The organism is Saccharibacillus kuerlensis DSM 22868 (genome assembly GCF_000378145.1).
Taxonomy (GTDB): Bacteria; Bacillota; Bacilli; order Paenibacillales; family Paenibacillaceae; genus Saccharibacillus; species Saccharibacillus kuerlensis.
This window is the reverse complement of sequence record NZ_KB899298.1, coordinates 13,951-30,947: the sequence shown is the minus strand read 5'-3', so window position 1 is coordinate 30,947 and position 16,997 is coordinate 13,951. Positions and strand designations below refer to the sequence as shown.

Below are 16,997 nucleotides of genomic sequence, written 5' to 3'. Positions count from 1 at the left end.
CAAAGCATGTACAGCAAAACAAAAGTAATTAAGTAGAAACATATGACCGATAGGGCAAAGTTGTATATGGGCCCCGGCCTCTTACCTAAGCGTCTCGCTGAGACACATTAACCGGGCACTTTCGCCTTGAAACAAAGCGGTTTTGGTTGGGATAGGACTGACTTTCGCTTTGTTTCGTGTCAAAAAGCTCAGGGTAACTATGAAGTAACGCAGGAGACAATGCGCAAGAACGAACAAAAAACGCACGAACGAACAAAAAAAACGGATGTGAAGAAAGAGAGGTTTTGAATGTGGAATTGTGGCAATGGGCTTTACTTATCGTGGCTGTAGCTTTTGCAGTGCTTGTCGTATTTTTGATCAAAACACTGCAGGCCGGTACCAAGACGCTGGAAAACACGGCGGAAACGTTGAAAGAAGTTCAAAAAACGATGGATGAGCTGACTTACGAAGTTAAACAGGTTGTGCGGCATACCAACGATATTACATTGGATGCCAACCATAAGTTGAAGCAGCTTGATCCTGTTATGGAATCGGTAAAGAACCTGGGACAACTTCTTAATGAAGTGACGCTGGTGACTCAGCAGTACTCGCACCGGATGATTGAGAAAGCCAAACATCATAAAGAGAAGAAAGAACAAGAGAAGCGTGAAGGCGGAGACGCAGCGCTACTGCCCGCGTCAGGCGAGAGTAAGACCGTACGTACTTACAATGCCACATATGGTAACGGAAACGGTCAAAACGGCGGCGTACAGAAAATCGTAAAATGGGTTGACACAGGTGCTTCACTTTGGCAAAAGTTCCGCCGCTAATTAGATGACTGCTTCGATTATTACAACTTCGAATTGAAGATACATAGTTTTGAATCGGGTTATTATTCGGTTTACTACTATGTAGGGTAAGCGGTTTGCAGGCATAGGCGGAGCTGTTTAAGCAATTCCCTGAGCAATACGAAAGGATGAGAACGATGCTTACAATCATGATGCTGCTAACAGGAATGCTATCTTCTCTTTCAAATCAGGATTATTCACCTTCCTATGCCGCGACCGTACCCCATGTAATGGGTGCATCCTCTATTTATCACGCTGCTTATGCACAGACGCTGCCGGAACAAGTTCAAACACCTATTTATCCGGCAAAATCAGGCTTTGAAACGTTGAACGGACTTACTCTCCAGAGTCGTATCGAAGATGCAAACAAGCTGTATGGCGAACCCTTTGAACGCGTTCCCGCTTATATGGCTGGAGAAGAGCATCGTTATGATGGTCTAAGTGTTGGAGCATACGAGGATTGGATTTATTACGTATCCGTTCCTGCAGAAGCGGGAGTATTCAATTTGAATGGCCATGAACTGCCAATGGAAATCAGAGAGATTCGCGCACGACTTGGCGAGCCTGATTTTACGGCTGATGATGGTTTCGGATATGAACATCAGGGCCAAGCGCTTAAGATCTTTGTTGATTCGTCCAGCGGTAAAGTGAGAAGTGTTGAATTGTTCGACAGTACTTCCGTCTAATTCAATACAAATTAATTTCAAAGAATTTTATAATTTTAAATTTATTTTTGATTTTATTTTTATTTTTTTGTTTCATTCCCTTTCTGGCAGGGTAAATAACGTTTTAGGTTCAAAATAAACCTTTGCTGGTTGAAAGTGAATTTTAAAAACTTATTGCAAACATTAAGATTCTTATAAAAGAGTCGATTAATTATGAAAAACAGTTCGAGCCGGAGAAATTTTCTGATTGCTGCTTTAGTGCCGAATTTTCAATAGTTAGTTATCGATTATACATGTTGGCCGCGGTTTAGCGGATTCGAAGTATAGATAAGGAATGGGAACCCTGTGTCCCATTCCTTATCTATGTTTATGGAATCTTTTACAAGATGTTGATAAACAGTTTTTATAAGGGATAAAAGGTCCTTGACGACAAAGATAGAAATATTTAAAGATAGAGGTATTTGATAGCGAAAGATAGGAGTAAGTGCTGGCCGAACCATCTTCGAAATACAAGAGCGAGACTCTTTGTACAATACAAGAATCGGGAACGGCAGAAGCAGTATTACACGTGTTTTCACACAAGAGGGAGAGGATTATGAAGATTTTAGTTGTCGACGACAATCCTACCAATGTCATTATCATTCGAGAGATTTTGAAAAAAGAAGATTATCGGAATATCGAGATCGCTTCTTCCGCCCGAGAAATGTTTTCCATTCTGGGTATTGCCAATCTGGATTCTCAGGTCAAATCCAAAAATTCCGACATTGATTTGATTCTGCTGGATATGATGATGCCGGAAATGGATGGAATTGAAGCATGCCGGATCGTGCAGACTTACGAACATTTACGCGATATTCCTATTATTATGGTTACAGCTGTGGGCGACTCCAAAAAGCTGGCAGAAGCGCTCGATGCAGGTGCTGGAGACTATGTAACGAAACCGATTAATAAAGTTGAACTGATGGCCCGGATTCGTTTGGCGCTTCGGCTCAAGCAGGAGAAGGACTGGCACAAGGAACGAGATCAGCGAATTCAGGATGAATTGAAGCTGGCAGCCTTGGTGCAAAATGCGGTATTGAGTCTACCTGTCAATGATCGACATATCGAGATTGATGCCTTGTATAAACCTTCATTTGAGTTGGCCGGTGACTTGTATGCCTGGTATCCGCTCGGTGATGGACGTTATGGTATCATCTTGCTGGATATGATGGGACATGGCATCTCTTCGTCGCTATTCTGCATGTTTATTGCTTCGGTGCTCAAAGATACGGTAGTGACTTATGTAGAACCGGAAAAAGTCATTCAGGAATTGAACCGTCGTTTTAATCAACTGCATATTGAAAACCAGCTGATTCAATACTATTTTACGGCTATTTATATGGTAGTTGATACACGATTCAAGCGAATCGATTACGTCAACGCAGGGCATCCTCCGGCGCTCCTTTTCCGCGGCAGCAATGAAGTAGCCCGTCTGCAGCGTTCTTCTCATCCTGTAGGTCTTTTCGACCGGATCGATGCCGAACCGCAAACGATCTCTTATGACGGAGACAGCCACTTGGTGCTCTACACCGACGGCCTGCTGGAAGCGGTGGACGGCGAACAAGAGGAACAGCTGAGTTTCCTGATCAGTCATCTTCAGGGAGAGCACGGTTTTAACAAAGTGCGAATGGAGGAAGTGTTCTTCGAGGGCGAAGCCAATGCCGAACAGGACGACGATAAGTGTCTGGTCTGGATTTCTTTGAAAGAGGGAGCGGCTGAGTAGATGAAGATAAAGACTAAGCTGGTCGTAGGCTTTTCAGCGCTGCTGATCATTATGCTGTCGCTGTCGCTGGCGAGCTACGATCGAATGAGCTATATGAACGACCAGATCGACCGCGTTTATGAAGATCGCTATATGAAGGTTCGTTACAGCAGCGGAATGAGAGGCGAAGTCAATAATATTGCTACAGAGCTGTCCAATCAGCTGCTGGGCGGTCAAGCTTCCGCTCTATCCGAAAGTCGTTTGTCCATTGAAAATTCCAGAGGGCTTGCGCAAAGTTATTGGAACTTGATTACGGAAGAGCAGGGTTCGGCGGAAGAACAACGTTATGTTCAGAATGTTGGGACCGGTTGGCAAAACTTTTCAACCTATGAGACCACGCTAATGCGGCTGATCGAGAACGGAGAGTTGGAGGAGGCCCAGGATTATCGGGATACGACAGGTGTCGAAGTACAGCGGTCGGCATTGGTTGCACTGAACGAATTGGCGAATTTTCAAGATCTTCAAGTTGAAAAAGAAGTCGCAAACGTCAAAGAAGCTTATCAGCGCTCCACACAAATTACTACGGCGTTTCTCGTTGTCGGCTTGATAACCGGGCTTGGGATCATGATGTGGGTTATACCAACTGTAACGCGAGGTCTGAACACCGTATCGATGATGATTGCAAGCTTCGGCAAAGGGAAGTTGAAGGCGATCCGGCGGATCAAGGTCAAGTCCAAAGACGAAATTGGCAATGTGGCGCTTGTTTTTCAAAAGATGGCTGAAGATATCGAAGATAAGCAGGCTTTAGAACGCGAATATACGGAAGCGCAAAATAATCAGTCATGGATTAATTCTAATATGGCGCGCATTACCGATGTGCTTAGAGGCATTATGTCGCTGGAAAAAGTGTCACAAACCTTTGTCAGCGAGTTCACCCCGGTTCTGGGCGCAGAATATGGAGCCTTGTATTTAACCGACGTGACAAATGCGAATGAACTGCATTTGTACGGCTCCTACGCGTTTGCCAATGAGCCGACAGCGAAAACGTCTTTCCGTATCGGAGAAGGACTGCTGGGGCAAAGTGCGGCAGACCGCCGTGAGATTGTGCTTGAAGACGTTTCGCAGCAGTATATCGAGATTCGTTCAGCGCTCGGTGACAGTCCATCGACTCAAATTATGATTTGCCCAGTTATGGCCGAAGACGAATTGATCGGAGTATTCGAGATCGCCTCGCTGACGCCGTTCAGTGAACTGCAGCGGCAGCTTCTGAATCAATTGCTGTCTAACTTGGGAGTGATCCTGAATAATATCAAGGGACGGCTTCGGGTTGAAGAACTGCTTCGCGAATCGCAGGCGCTTACCGAAGAGCTGCAGTGTCAATCTGAAGAACTGCAGACTCAGCAGGAAGAGCTCAAGCGCTCGAATGAAAATCTCGAATCGCAGACTGAAGCGCTTAAGCGTTCGGAAGAGCTGCTGCAGCGGCAGCAGGAAGAATTGGAGCACTTTAATACCGAACTTATTGCCAAAACAAGAGCGTTGGAAGAACAAGTGCATGAGACCGAAGAGAAGAATCGCGAAGTCGAACTGGCGCGGGTTCAGCTGGAACGGCAGACGATGCAGCTTGCTGTATCGAGCAAGTACAAGTCGGAATTTTTGGCCAACATGTCGCATGAACTGCGGACGCCGCTCAACAGCCTGCTGATTTTGTCGCAGCTGCTGGCAGAGAACAAGGATGGCAATCTGGCACCGAAACAAGTAGAGTACGCCCAAACGATTTACATGTCCGGCGCAGATCTGCTGAAGATGATTGATGAGATCCTTGATTTGTCCAAAGTCGATGCCGGCAAAATGGAACTCAATCGCGAGCCGGTGCCGTTTGAAGAGATTACAATGTTCGTATCCAACAACTTTGCTGCCGTTGCAGAGAAGAAAGAAATTGACCTTCATATTGAGGCGGATGCAAAGGATCTGCCAAATTCTTTATTGACCGACGGTCATCGGCTTAAGCAGGTTCTACGCAACTTATTGTCCAATGCGTTTAAGTTTACTTCCGAAGGTTCCGTTACTTTCCGAGTCCGCGAAGCGAAGCCTGAACAGCTTCCGGATTATCTGGAGAAGAAGAGGAAGTTCATCGAGTTCTCCGTTATCGATACAGGAATCGGTATTCCTTCCGATAAAACGGACATCATCTTTGAAGCCTTCCAGCAAGTTGACGGTACGACCAGCCGGAAATATGGAGGAACGGGGCTCGGATTGTCGATCAGCCGCGAGCTGGCCAAGCTCCTTGGCGGCGGAATTGAGCTCGAAAGTGAAGAGGGTCAAGGAAGCCGCTTCACTCTCTACATTCCAAAGCTGACGACTTACGCACCAGGCGAAGAAGTAGGACAACATGAAGCTTCCGCCGCTCATCCTTCCGTCGAAGAACGAGAGTCTTTCCGCCGGAGAGAACCTGCAGCGGTTGAGGCGCTGCCGCCGAAAATGCAGCAGGCGCAAATCGAAGACGATCGTGACAGTCTTGGCGCTCAAGATAAAGTTTTATTGATTATTGAGGATGATCCGAAATTTGCTGTTATTTTGCGTGATATGGCAAGAAGCTACGGATACAAGGCAATTGTAGAGGTTCAAGGTGATACGGGTCTTGAGACAGCGCGCAGCCAAATGCCTGATGCCATTATCCTGGATATCCAGCTGCCGGTTATCGACGGTTGGACGATTCTGAGCGAGTTGAAGAGCAGCTCGGAAACCCGTCACATTCCGGTACATGTTGTATCGGTTGTCGATGACGTTAAGCAGGGATTAATGATGGGAGCTATTGCTTATCTGAAGAAGCCTGCGAACAAAGAGGGGCTGGAAAGAGCTTTCTCTTATATCGGTTCCTACGCGGACAAAGGTCTGAAGCATCTATTGATTGTAGAAGACGACGAAACACAGCGAGGTGCAATCATTGAGCTGATCGGTCACGACGATGTCGCGATTAAGGCGGTCGGCACTGGGGCACAGGCGCTTGAAGAATTGCAGCGGCATCGGTATGATTGCATGGTGCTCGATCTGATGCTGTCGGATATGACCGGTTTTGAAATGCTTGATCGTATTCGCGAAGATGAACGTCTACGGGATCTTCCGATCATTATCTACACAGGCAAAGATCTGGATTCCAAAGAGGAAACGAAACTTCGTCAGTACGCCGAGTCGATTATCGTCAAAGACGTCAAGTCGCCGGAGCGGCTGCTCGACGAAACAACGTTGTTCCTGCACCGGGTCGAAGCGGATTTGCCGGAAGACAAGCGTCAGATCCTCCAGAAGCTTCATAATAAAGAAACGCTGTTCGAGGGCAAGAAAATTTTGCTCGTTGACGATGACGTTCGCAACGTATTCGCACTTTCAAGTGTACTTGAAAGCTACCGGATGGATGTCACATTCGCTGAGAATGGTCGTGAAGCAATCGAGACATTGGAAGAACAAGGCGAATTTGATCTGATTCTAATGGATATGATGATGCCGGAGATGGACGGATACGAAGCGATGCGCCGTATTCGGCAGATGCCGAAATTCGAGCGAATCCCAATCATCGCACTGACGGCAAAGGCAATGAAGGAAGATCGAAGCAAGTGTATTGAAGCCGGAGCATCGGATTATGTCAAAAAACCGATTCAAACCGAACAGCTTCTTTCGTTAATGCGTGTCTGGTTGTATTCGTAAACCAAAAGTTTGGGTAATAAACAAAGATTAAAGACGATTTTTTATGTAATCGGGGCTGAATTTATGACATTCAACAGGTTTCAAGAAGAATCTTCATCGGAAAATACACCGGATGCCATAGAGCTTGAGACGATCGAATGCGATCTTCTGCTTGAAGGCGTGCATCGAATGTACGGATACGATTTTCGGAATTATGCTAGGCCGTCGTTAGTACGGCGGATCTGGCATCACGCTCATGCCGAAAATCTCAGTACAATTTCACAATTGCAGGACAAAGTGCTGCACGACCGTTCCTGCTTTGAACGTATGGTGCAAAGCCTATCGATCCCGGTTACGGAAATGTTTCGTGATCCTGAACTGTTTAAAACGTTCCGCAGGGAAGTTGTACCCATTCTGCGGACCTACCCCTATATTCGAATCTGGCATGCCGGTTGTTCTACAGGGGAAGAAGTATACTCGATGGCTATTCTGCTGCATGAAGAAGGGTTGTATGATAAGGCGCGTATTTACGCAACCGATATGAACGACCGCTCTCTTCAGCAGGCCAAAGAAGGCATTTACGGTATCGAGAAAATGAAGCTGTATACGAAGAACTATTTGGATGCAGGAGGAACGCAGTCGTTTTCCGACTACTATACCGCCAAATATAATTCGGTCATGTTCCAGCCTTATTTGCGCAAAAATATCATTTTTGCTGAACATAATTTGGCGACAGACCGCTCCTTCAACGAATTCAATGTTATTTTTTGCCGGAACGTTATGATTTACTTCAATGACACACTTCGGGATCAGGTCCATGGACTATTTTATGAGAGCCTAAGCCGTTTTGGTATTTTGGTTCTCGGCTCCAAAGAGTCCATCCACTTCACTCGTTTCAGTGATTGCTATGAGCCGCTAGATCGGGTTGAGAAGATTTACCGAAAGATTAAATAGAATGTGTAGGAGGATTCCATGGTGGTTCAAGAGCCGATTCATATCCTGTTGGTCGACGATCGTCCAGAGAACTTGCTCGCGTTGGAAGCCGTTCTGGGCAGCGAGCGTTATACGCTTGTAAAAGCGACTTCGGGCGAAGAAGCACTGCGCTGCCTTCTAAAAGACGAATTTGCGGTTATTGTGCTTGATGTCCAAATGCCCGGCATGGATGGAATAGAAACCGCAAAGCTCGTCAAGGCCAGAGAAAAGACCAAAGACATCCCCATTATCTTTATCTCTGCCAACAGCAAAGAGTCCGAGCATTTATTTGCGGGCTATTCGGCAGGCGCGATTGACTATATGGTGAAACCATTTATCCCACAGATTTTGAAGTCCAAAATCGAAGGGTTCGTTAGTATGTATCTCGCTAACAAGCGCTTGAAGGATCAGACCGCTTTGCTGCATCAGAAAACGCAGGAACTGGAGAAGATCAACGAGGAGTTGATCAAGGCCAAAGAGGCTGCCGAGATCGCGGCTAAAGCGAAAACGGAATTCTTGGCCATGATGAGCCACGAAATTCGCACGCCGATGAATGGAGTTATCGGCATGATCGATCTGCTGATGGAAACGGAACTCAAGCCTGAACAAAAGGAATATACAGAGATTATTCGCGGCAGTGCGGATGCGCTCGTCACCGTGATCAACGACATCTTGGACTTTACCAAAATGGAATCCGGAAAAATGGAACTGGAAGAGCATCCGTTCGAACTGAAAACTTGTATCGGTGAAGTTTTTAATCTATTTACAATGGAAACGACACGCAAGAATCTGGAAATGGTATACTTTACAGAGGATTCGGTGCCGGAACTGCTGTACGGCGATATGGCTCGACTGCGGCAGGTACTGATCAATCTGGTAGCGAATGCCGTTAAGTTTACCGACCGCGGCGGCATTTATCTGGTCGTTTCGAGCCGCGGAGAAGAAGATGGCAGGATGACGCTGGAATTTGCCGTCAAAGACACCGGAATTGGTATTTCACCCGAGAAGATTAATCGGCTGTTCCAACCGTTCTCTCAACTCGATTCTTCCATGACCAGAAAATATGGCGGTACGGGTCTGGGCTTGGCAATTTGCAAAACACTCGTCGAAATGATGGGCGGAGATATTCGCGTCGAAGCGATGGACGAAGGGGGAGCAACCTTTGTCTTTACGATTCAAGTCGGCTGTTTCCGGCCAGAAGAGCCGAATCCGTTTCGGGGTGAGTCTCTAACATCTGTGCGAGAAGATGTAGGCATGCAGACAACAGCGGTTCTGATTGTGGATGACCATCCGGTTAACCGTAAGCTTATGGTCAGCATGCTGCAGAAAATGGACATCACAGCCGATGCTGCGGAGGACGGAGAACAGGCACTGCGTATGTTGAACGAGCGTTCGTACGATTATGTGTTTATGGACCTGCAGATGCCGGTTATGGACGGTTTAGAGGCGACGAGAAGAATCCGGGCGCGGCTTTCTCGTGAAAGCGGACCGGTAATTGTGGCAATGACAGCGAATGTTATGAACGATATTCAGTCTCGCTGCAGAGAAGCAGGCATGGACGATTACATCAGCAAACCGGTCAAAATGGCTGGAGTTAAGCAGGTGCTCGCCCGCCATATGTCTGCTTACAGTGATTATCCGACCAAAAAGGCAGTGCGTTAAACCGATTTTCTTTTCAAGAATATGATGGACTGTACGAAGTGATCGACAAGCTTTCGTTTCAATCGCTTGGTTTAAGTTTAATAAGTTTAGAAAACATTTTTTTAGGGAGAATGTCTATGACCACAAATAAGAATGACAAGTTTAATGCTAGAACGGTTTCGGAAGAAGGCAGAAGCATCGTCTACCTGAGCGGAGAACTTGATTTATCCGTAGCACCGGACTTCCGCCTCGTTATGGAGCCACTTGTAGGGGATTCTGATGTCGACTTGGCAATCAATTTGAAAGAATTGAAGTATATCGACAGCACAGGAATTGGGATTCTACTGTCCATTTTGAAAGCACGGCATTCGATGAACGCTTCGTTCAGTGTAGAAGAAGTGCCGACACAAATTCAAAAGCTGTTCGACATGACAGGTATTGCTAAATTTTTTGAACCCCAAGAGAATTCCCAATAGGAAAGGATCGAACAACGCATGAAAGCAGATCAAACCGTTACTCTCAACTTACCGGCTACTGCCGACTACGTGGATATTGTACGGCTTAACCTATACGGAATCGCGTCCAAGATGGGCTTTTCTTATGAGGACATCGAGGATATGAAGGTTGCCGTATCTGAAGCTTGCAATAACTCGGTTCTATATGCATATGGACAGGAAGGAGGATTGGTGGAAGTTGTCTTCGGCGTCAACGGAGAAGAACTTACGATTACCGTTAAGGATGAAGGCGTAAGCTTCGCCCTGTCGCAAGAGGCATCTGACGCTCCAACCCTGCACAACAAAGAACTGCATGATGTAGAAATCGGCGGTCTGGGTTTCTATCTAATGCAGGCTCTGATGGATGACGTACGCGTCGCCAGCGAGAGCGGAAAAGGAACGCAGGTCGTATTGACCAAGCGTCTCACCAGGAGTGAGGAGAAAGTATGAATGATAAAGTGACCCCGCCTGAATCCATGTCGGAAGCGGTATCCTTGATCTGGGAGTATCAACAGACCAAGGATAACGAAATCGCCACGGTGCTTATCAAAAAGTACGAGCCGATGGTCAAGATGGCCGCAGGCAAAATTGCCAGAAACCGGCCCGATCTTTACGAAGACTTGTATCAGGTTGGTCAAATGGCATTAATTCGTCTGCTTCAGCAGTACGACATCCAATTAGGTATTCCTTTTGAGCCTTATGCGATGAAAAGTATGATTGGGCACATGAAAAACTTTTTACGCGACAAATCATGGTACATACAGGTGCCAAGACGAATTAAGGAAAAAGGAGCGTTGGTCCAACAGGCGATCGACGAGCTTACTGTTCGTCTGGAGCGCTCGCCCGACGTTAAAGAAATTGCCCAATATCTGGATTTGAGCGTAGAAGAAACAGTTGAAGTATTGGCTGGACGGGAATGCTACCATTATGTATCTCTCGATTCTCCGCTTTCTCAAGAAGAGAGCGCCGCAACGCTCGGAGAACTCATTAGCTCGGATGTTAACGACTATGATACTGTCGAGCGGCGAATGGACCTTCAGCAGGCACTCAGTCAGTTGAAGGAGCAGGAGCAAAAGGTGCTGCTCCTTGCTTTCCAGGAAGGACAGTCGCAGCGAGCGATTGCGCAGAAGCTGGGTGTTTCTCAGATGAGCGTGTCTCGAATTCAGAAACGGGCTACCGAGAAGCTTAAACAGATTATGTCCAATTCTTCTTCTTCTTTATGAATCAGGATCCTAATTTTACGATTTTGCAAAAAAGGCTGGGCCGTCTCTGCAATCAGAGGAGCACCTGGCCTTTTTATTATGGACCTATATGATTTTTTCTCTGCTTTGTTGCTTGTGTAGACAAAAAACTAAAACCGCCGAGTCTCCGGAAACCGAAATTTTCTGGAAACTTGGCGGTTTTGGCTTTCGAGGATCAGGCTCCGCTTCCGCTGGTTCCGTTGTTACGACCTTCTTGGATCAAGCTGCCCATGTAATCGAAAAAACCACTTACATAAGGAACACCAAGGCTGGCCATAATTGAAGCGATCCAGGTCAACAGGGCAATAACGGCAACTGTACCGACGGTAAGTCCCAGACCGCGGGCCATTCCTGCAGTGAAATTGGTGATGAGTCTTCTTTTCCAGTTGGTGTAATTTTCGATCAAATCTTTAAAGTCGCCTTTTCGCAGAGCAACTGAAATGTCTTCCAACTGTTTGTTTAATCTTGTTACTTCATGTCGCAGCTCAAAAGGATGGTCTTTGGCTAAATCTTGAGGCCTTACGCTTCCATCTTGAGTCTTTTCATTTTGTTCGATTGTGCCGTTTGCAAAGGGGTCCTCCTGATTCGGACGTGTTTCTGTGTTTGCCATGATGCTTCCCCACTTTCTATAAGGTAATCAAAAAATAGGATCGTCGTTTGCCAATAAAAAAGCCGGCTTAAAAGCCGGCTCAGAATTTAGCAATACCTTACAGTGTGCTCTTGCTGTTATTGTTCAGCGCGCCGGAATTTGAACCGGAGTTGGAAGGAGCACCCGACTTGGAAGCGGAGTTTCCGGAATTGGAGTTATTAGAGTTAGAATTAGAGTTATTGGAGTTAGAATTGCTGGAATCGGAATTGTTGGAATCTTTAACTTCAGCTCCGGTTTCTTTAGCCTTATCGGCTGTTTCCTGCATCAATTCTTTGTCCGCTTTAGCAGCTTCGGTTGCAACATCTGCCGAAGCTTTTTTAACCGTTTCTCCTACGTCCGAAGAAGAATCTTTAACAGACTCGGTAACATCTTCGCTGTTTTTACGTACCGATTGAACAACATTCGATGTTTTTTCGGATACGGCTTGTGCCAAAGTTGTCGCTTTGCCGCCAACTACGCTTGCAGCGGATTTGGCTTTATCGCTTACAACGAAAGCCGTGTCTTTGGCTTTCACACCAATTGTGCTGGCAACGCCTTTAGTCTTGTCTGTCGCGACTCCAACTTTGTCGGAAAGGTCGCTGCGAAGATCGCGTCCCGGTTTAGGAGCAAACAGCAGAGCTGCCGCCGCACCGATCAGTCCGCCAATCAACAGGCCTTTAGTGAAAGTTGTACTGCTTTGTGCCGGATATTCTCTTTCTGCTTCGTTCATGAGAAATCACTCCTTAAGTATAGTCATGTACCGTACGGCCATAGACCGATTTGTATTGATCATTCCATCTGTCGGATGAGTTGAACCTCTAGGCTGTACGTCTAAACAGTCTGGCAATGAGTCCAAGAATCAAGACGAAGATTGCAGTTCCTAATACGGCCGGAATAATGGCGAATCCTGAAATGTTCGGGCCAAAATTTCCAAACAGCAGGTTACCGATCCAAGCACCGGCAAGACCGGCGATCGCGGCTCCTATGATCCCACCCGGCATCATATTGTCAGCCAATGCGTCTCCGATAAATCCGATGACGATCGCCATAATCAGACTGATAACCAGCCCCCACATCCGGCTCACCTCCATTCCAGGCTTTCCGAGTACGCAATGGCCCAGTAGGCTGCGCAACCACTCTTAATTGCTATATAAACGCCCCCTTTCCTGCTGAAACAGACAAGAAGGACAGCTGTAGATGAAGAGCAGCCCTGCGATTCGCAGTTTGCAAAACAAAAAACCGGCCTTTGGCTCAGTAAAGAGCACAGAAAGCCGGAATTGGTAAAGAAAATGCTTTTTCTACGGTGTGTAAGTCCCAACCAGAATATACGACAATTTCAAGCTTACTTCCGGCGCAAACGTCCAAACTCCGAAGCAACCGCTTCGACTTCAGAAATGCTAAGGGTAGGCTTGCTCATCACAAGATGATAGATATCAAGAATGTCGTCGTATTGGTCGACTGAGAATGAGGAAGACTGCATTGCTGCTCCGGAAGCCATTCGAAGCTTGTTTTTGATTGCTTCAATCATAAGCTCGACATTTTCTTGGGTTTTGTTAGACAAATCCATGTGTAAGTACTCTCCTTCCGGCAAACAAGTTCCGTCCGCAAACGTACAGCCTTTCTGCCAAGTCCAATGCTTGACCCGAAGAGCGGTGTTCGACGGCTCACGTGTCTTTATTGTATCACGATCCGGTTCCAGGCTCACCTTTTTTTGCAGAATACCCTATAAGTACGATAAAATCGAGAAGACTAATGCGTATATGCAAAAAGTAATCCTTTGATGGAAGCTGGCGCAGGTCCAGCCGGATTGGAGAGGTGAAGGCACACATTGAGTATCAGCGAATCAATATGGGCGAAGATGGATGACGGCAGGCGTGAAGATCGCTTTGCCAGCCTCGAAGCACTTTTTGCCGAGATGGCACTGCATTTTCGTCTGGAAGAACTGTTTTTTCTATGTATTGGAACGGATCGTTCCAGTGGAGATGCATTTGGGCCGCTGGTCGGCAGTCGACTGAAGGCGTTGGGATTTCCAAATGTTGCAGGTACATTGGAAGAGCCGTGCGATGCTGCCAATCTGGAGCATATTGTCTCCTCTATTCCCAAAAAGTTGACCATAGTAGCGTTCGACGCTTGCTTGGGGAAACCCGGTTCAGTAGGAAAAATTCTTGCACGGCGTGCACCATTGACCCCTGCTGGTTCCATGAAAAGTGATTTTGCCCCGGTTGGCGATTATAGTGTAGCGGCAGTGGTCAATGTTCATGGACCTAAGCCTTATCAATCGCTTCAGACCGCATCGCTGCAGCTTGTCCTGCAGTTGACCGATCGAACAATTTCCGCCGTGGAAGAAGCATTTGGAATGCAAGCGCCAGGCGGAGTGGTATAAAATACCGACAACAGATAAGGGAGGAAAGCTGAGATATGGAGAGACGAAGTCAGGAAGGCCTGCCGATTCGTTATGTGGACCGAGGAGAAGGACCGGCATTGCTGCTGCTGCATGGTTTTGTGGGCAGTGCCGATTATTGGGAGCGGGTTGTGCCTCTGCTGGAAGGACACTTCCGCTGCATTGTTCCGGATTTGCTCGGTCATGGCGAATCCGAAGCACCGTCGGGACCTTATACGATCGAACAGCTGGCCGATAATGTGCTGCAGCTGTTGGATTCGCTTGGTATCGAGCGTGCGGTAATATTAGGGCATTCAATGGGCGGATATACGGCTTTGTCTTTTGCGGAGCGTTATCCTGAGCGGCTGCTGGCGTTGGGACTTGTTCACTCGATGCCTCTGCCCGACGATGAAGCGGGTAAAGAGAAGCGAACGGCGGTGGCTGAGCGGGTAATGCGCGAAGGGGTCCGTCCGTTTGTAGAGCAGTCAGCACCGAATTGGTTTGCGCCGGATAATGCAAAATGGATGAAACCGGAACTGGAGCGGGTTATGGGAATCGGTTTTGCCACAAAACCTGAAGGTGCTGCCGGTGCAGCTCTAGCTATGCGCGAACGTCCGGATCGAAGCCATATTATCCGGGAACTGGAACTGCCCGTACTGCTGATTGCCGGCGACGAAGACGGAATTGCACCGCCGCAAAAAGCATTTGCAGCGGAAAACGCCCATACCGTGAAACATGTGATTGAAGGTGCGGGTCACATGAGTTTATTCGAAGCACCGCAGGAACTGGCCCGTCATATTGCTTCTTTCGTTGAAAGGCTGTAAATGTACCGACAGTAAAGGCGGGATTCCATTGCTGAGAAAAGATTACTTGATGCGTATGATCGAGGAAATGACTGAGGCCGTAGGTTCCATGATGGGCCTACGCAGAGAGCATAAAAATGAACAGGCGCTTGAGAAGCTTGACGGCCTTCTTAAGAGAAACTTCCGGATGAGCGAGCGGATGCTGCGCTCCCTGCCGCCTGAAGAACTGATCCTGTTATTTCAGCAGCGTGGAGGTGTCGATGCAGAAAGTCTTCAGCTTGTTGCACGCATGCTGCAGGAGAACGGAGAAATACGCGAGAACATGGGCGAGGAACAGGAAGCCGCATCAGTCCGGATCAAGGCGCTTCATTTATATCTGTATGCAGCGCTTAACGGCGGCAGCCGCGAGCTGGTCGATTATCCACAGCGAATTAGTGAATTGACTGCACAGCTCGAACGTTATCGACTGCCCGCCGAAGCGGAGAAATTGGTTATGCTGTATGAAGAACGCGAAGGACGATACATACAAGCGGAAGACGCGATGTTTCGAATGCTGAATGCCAGTCCGATAGACGACGAGAATGCGCTTGAAGAAGGCCGTATGTTTTATGCCCGACTAGCAGCCCTCGATGACGAGCAGCTGCGGAGCGGAGGCTTAAGTCGATTGGATCTTGAAGAAGGCATTGAGGCGCTTCAGGACGAATGACACCCAGAGGACAACTTCGAGAGGATGAGATCCACCTTATGCAAAATATTAATGAACTGTTGGATGCCGTAATGAAGGAAGACCAACTGATTACGGCGACCATCAGCCAGCCCCGGCGCAAAGACAGCGAAATTTACGGCAAAGTCGCTGTGAAACCGGTCATGTTGAGGAATGAGCTGCATTATCAGCTTGCTTATTATTATGAAAAAAAAGTTACGCATGACAATCTGAGTCCGAAAGAAGCACAGGCACAAATTGCGAAGCTGCTGGAAGACGATATGCGCCAAGGGTTGTTCTGTACACTAGAAGCGGACTATCAGGTGCTGGTCAGCAAAAAAGGGAAAACAGCCATCTTAAAGAAGCCGCCAACCAAGAAACAAGGGCCGGATCTCTCGCATAACCGTAAGAAAACCTATGTCTTGGAAGAAGGCGAGCCGATCTCGTTCTTGGTGGAGCTTGGCGTTATGAATGACAAAGGACGCGTGCTCGCAGCCAAATACGATAAGTTCCGCCAGATCAACCGTTTCCTCGAGATGGTACGTGACATTTTGCCTGCGCTGCCGAAAGAGAGAAAGCTGACGATCGTTGATTTTGGCTGCGGTAAGTCGTATTTGACGTTTGCGTTGTATCATTATTTAGCTGTTCAAGAAGGATTTGAGCTGAACGTCGTGGGTCTTGATCTTAAGGCAGATGTGATCGAACATTGCGAATCGCTCGCTCGTACGCTGGATTACAAAGGCCTGCACTTCCGGATTGGGGATATCGCGGACTATGACGAATTCAGTGCCGTCGATATGGTCATTACTCTTCATGCCTGCGACACGGCGACTGACGCTGCATTAGAGAAAGCGGTGCGTTGGGGGGCTTCGGCGATTTTATCCGTTCCGTGCTGTCAGCATGAAATGTTCTCGCAGGTGCAAAATGACGTACTGGAGCCGCTGCTTTCGCACGGTATTTTGAAGGAGCGTTTTTCCGCACTGGCTACCGATGCAATCCGTGCCAAGCTGCTTGATATTGTCGGTTATAAAACGCAGCTGCTCGAATTTATCGATATGGAGCATACGCCAAAAAACATTCTGATTCGTGCGGTCAAGTCAAATGGTCAGGATACGAAGGCTTTATGGCAGGAATATGAAGCGTTCCGCAATTTCTTGGGCGCTTCGCCCTATTTGGAAAATGCGCTTCGCGATCGTCTTCCGTCTTCTTCACAGGTTTAACTGC

17 protein-coding genes are annotated in these 16,997 nt (G+C 47.4%); 13 read left to right on the top strand and 4 right to left on the bottom strand.

What is annotated here, in order from left to right; translation table 11 throughout:
* Positions 1–290 precede the first annotated feature (290 nt).
* From F456_RS0116995 to F456_RS0116955, 9 genes are all read left to right on the top strand, one after another.
* A complete protein-coding gene (locus F456_RS0116995) occupies positions 291–809 on the top strand; it encodes a DUF948 domain-containing protein (RefSeq protein WP_018978254.1) in 519 nt (172 codons plus the stop codon).
* A gap of 155 nt (positions 810–964) precedes the next feature.
* A complete protein-coding gene (locus F456_RS0116990; RefSeq protein ID WP_018978253.1) occupies positions 965–1,513 on the top strand; it encodes a hypothetical protein in 549 nt (182 codons plus the stop codon).
* 574 nt (positions 1,514–2,087) lie between these two features.
* Positions 2,088–3,254 (top strand): SpoIIE family protein phosphatase, encoded by a 1,167-nt coding sequence (locus F456_RS0116985; RefSeq protein WP_018978252.1) that lies wholly within the window; start codon positions 2,088–2,090, stop codon positions 3,252–3,254.
* On the top strand, positions 3,255–6,932 hold the full coding sequence (locus tag F456_RS0116980) for a response regulator (RefSeq protein ID WP_018978251.1): 3,678 nt from the start codon (positions 3,255–3,257) through the stop codon (positions 6,930–6,932). It begins immediately after the preceding gene.
* 63 nt (positions 6,933–6,995) lie between these two features.
* Entirely contained in the window at positions 6,996–7,865 is an 870-nt protein-coding gene (locus tag F456_RS0116975; RefSeq protein ID WP_018978250.1) for a CheR family methyltransferase, read from the top strand.
* Between the two features lie 18 nt (positions 7,866–7,883).
* On the top strand, positions 7,884–9,545 hold the full coding sequence (locus F456_RS0116970; RefSeq protein ID WP_018978249.1) for a response regulator: 1,662 nt from the start codon (positions 7,884–7,886) through the stop codon (positions 9,543–9,545).
* Between the two features lie 116 nt (positions 9,546–9,661).
* Complete coding sequence (locus F456_RS0116965; RefSeq protein WP_018978248.1) at positions 9,662–10,000, top strand: STAS domain-containing protein; 339 nt, start codon at positions 9,662–9,664, stop codon at positions 9,998–10,000.
* 18 nt (positions 10,001–10,018) lie between these two features.
* On the top strand, positions 10,019–10,468 hold the full coding sequence (gene rsbW / locus F456_RS0116960; RefSeq protein ID WP_018978247.1) for an anti-sigma B factor RsbW: 450 nt from the start codon (positions 10,019–10,021) through the stop codon (positions 10,466–10,468).
* On the top strand, positions 10,465–11,241 hold the full coding sequence (locus tag F456_RS0116955) for a sigma-70 family RNA polymerase sigma factor (RefSeq protein ID WP_018978246.1): 777 nt from the start codon (positions 10,465–10,467) through the stop codon (positions 11,239–11,241). Before rsbW ends, F456_RS0116955 begins: the two co-directional genes overlap by 4 nt.
* Before the next feature lie 193 nt (positions 11,242–11,434).
* On the opposite strand, the gene F456_RS22910 is transcribed toward F456_RS0116955, so the two are convergent.
* The 4 genes from F456_RS22910 to F456_RS0116935 all read right to left on the bottom strand — a co-directional run bounded on the left by F456_RS22910 (position 11,435) and on the right by F456_RS0116935 (position 13,454).
* A complete protein-coding gene (locus F456_RS22910; protein WP_018978245.1) occupies positions 11,435–11,869 on the bottom strand; it encodes a DUF5665 domain-containing protein in 435 nt (144 codons plus the stop codon).
* A 97-nt stretch (positions 11,870–11,966) separates the two neighbouring features.
* Positions 11,967–12,617: a YtxH domain-containing protein gene (locus tag F456_RS22905; protein ID WP_018978244.1), complete on the bottom strand. Its 651-nt coding sequence runs from the start codon at positions 12,615–12,617 to the stop codon at positions 11,967–11,969.
* Between the two features lie 88 nt (positions 12,618–12,705).
* Positions 12,706–12,963: a GlsB/YeaQ/YmgE family stress response membrane protein gene (locus F456_RS0116940; protein ID WP_018978243.1), complete on the bottom strand. Its 258-nt coding sequence runs from the start codon at positions 12,961–12,963 to the stop codon at positions 12,706–12,708.
* Positions 12,964–13,229: 266 nt separating this feature from the next.
* The gene (locus F456_RS0116935) at positions 13,230–13,454 is read right to left on the bottom strand and encodes a DUF1128 domain-containing protein (RefSeq protein ID WP_018978242.1); all 225 of its coding nucleotides are present in this window, start codon (positions 13,452–13,454) and stop codon (positions 13,230–13,232) included.
* Positions 13,455–13,715: 261 nt separating this feature from the next.
* On the opposite strand from F456_RS0116935, the gene yyaC reads away from it, so the two are divergent.
* From yyaC to F456_RS0116915, 4 genes are read left to right on the top strand one after another with little or no spacing between them, the layout of a single operon-like run.
* Positions 13,716–14,270, top strand: coding sequence for a spore protease YyaC (gene yyaC, locus F456_RS0116930; protein WP_018978241.1), 555 nt, complete (start codon positions 13,716–13,718; stop codon positions 14,268–14,270).
* Between the two features lie 35 nt (positions 14,271–14,305).
* The gene (locus F456_RS0116925) at positions 14,306–15,091 is read left to right on the top strand and encodes an alpha/beta fold hydrolase (protein WP_018978240.1); all 786 of its coding nucleotides are present in this window, start codon (positions 14,306–14,308) and stop codon (positions 15,089–15,091) included.
* A 28-nt stretch (positions 15,092–15,119) separates the two neighbouring features.
* Positions 15,120–15,776: a DUF6483 family protein gene (locus F456_RS0116920; RefSeq protein ID WP_018978239.1), complete on the top strand. Its 657-nt coding sequence runs from the start codon at positions 15,120–15,122 to the stop codon at positions 15,774–15,776.
* Between the two features lie 38 nt (positions 15,777–15,814).
* Positions 15,815–16,993: a class I SAM-dependent methyltransferase gene (locus F456_RS0116915; RefSeq protein WP_018978238.1), complete on the top strand. Its 1,179-nt coding sequence runs from the start codon at positions 15,815–15,817 to the stop codon at positions 16,991–16,993.
* The last annotated feature ends 4 nt before the right edge of the window (positions 16,994–16,997 follow it).

Bases quoted from the DNA above. Each gene is read 5' to 3' on its own strand.
- F456_RS0116990 (WP_018978253.1), top strand. From the start codon at position 965: ATGCTTACAATCATGATGCTGCTAACAGGAATGCTATCTTCTCTTTCA.
- F456_RS0116985 (WP_018978252.1), top strand. From the start codon at position 2,088: ATGAAGATTTTAGTTGTCGACGACAATCCTACCAATGTCATTATCATT.
- F456_RS0116980 (WP_018978251.1), top strand. From the start codon at position 3,255: ATGAAGATAAAGACTAAGCTGGTCGTAGGCTTTTCAGCGCTGCTGATC.
- F456_RS0116975 (WP_018978250.1), top strand. From the start codon at position 6,996: ATGACATTCAACAGGTTTCAAGAAGAATCTTCATCGGAAAATACACCG.
- F456_RS0116970 (WP_018978249.1), top strand. From the start codon at position 7,884: ATGGTGGTTCAAGAGCCGATTCATATCCTGTTGGTCGACGATCGTCCA.
- F456_RS0116965 (WP_018978248.1), top strand. From the start codon at position 9,662: ATGACCACAAATAAGAATGACAAGTTTAATGCTAGAACGGTTTCGGAA.
- rsbW (WP_018978247.1), top strand. From the start codon at position 10,019: ATGAAAGCAGATCAAACCGTTACTCTCAACTTACCGGCTACTGCCGAC.
- F456_RS0116955 (WP_018978246.1), top strand. From the start codon at position 10,465: ATGAATGATAAAGTGACCCCGCCTGAATCCATGTCGGAAGCGGTATCC.
- F456_RS22910 (WP_018978245.1), bottom strand. From the start codon at position 11,869: ATGGCAAACACAGAAACACGTCCGAATCAGGAGGACCCCTTTGCAAAC.
- F456_RS22905 (WP_018978244.1), bottom strand. From the start codon at position 12,617: ATGAACGAAGCAGAAAGAGAATATCCGGCACAAAGCAGTACAACTTTC.
- F456_RS0116940 (WP_018978243.1), bottom strand. From the start codon at position 12,963: ATGTGGGGGCTGGTTATCAGTCTGATTATGGCGATCGTCATCGGATTT.
- F456_RS0116935 (WP_018978242.1), bottom strand. From the start codon at position 13,454: ATGGATTTGTCTAACAAAACCCAAGAAAATGTCGAGCTTATGATTGAA.
- F456_RS0116925 (WP_018978240.1), top strand. From the start codon at position 14,306: ATGGAGAGACGAAGTCAGGAAGGCCTGCCGATTCGTTATGTGGACCGA.
- F456_RS0116915 (WP_018978238.1), top strand. From the start codon at position 15,815: ATGCAAAATATTAATGAACTGTTGGATGCCGTAATGAAGGAAGACCAA.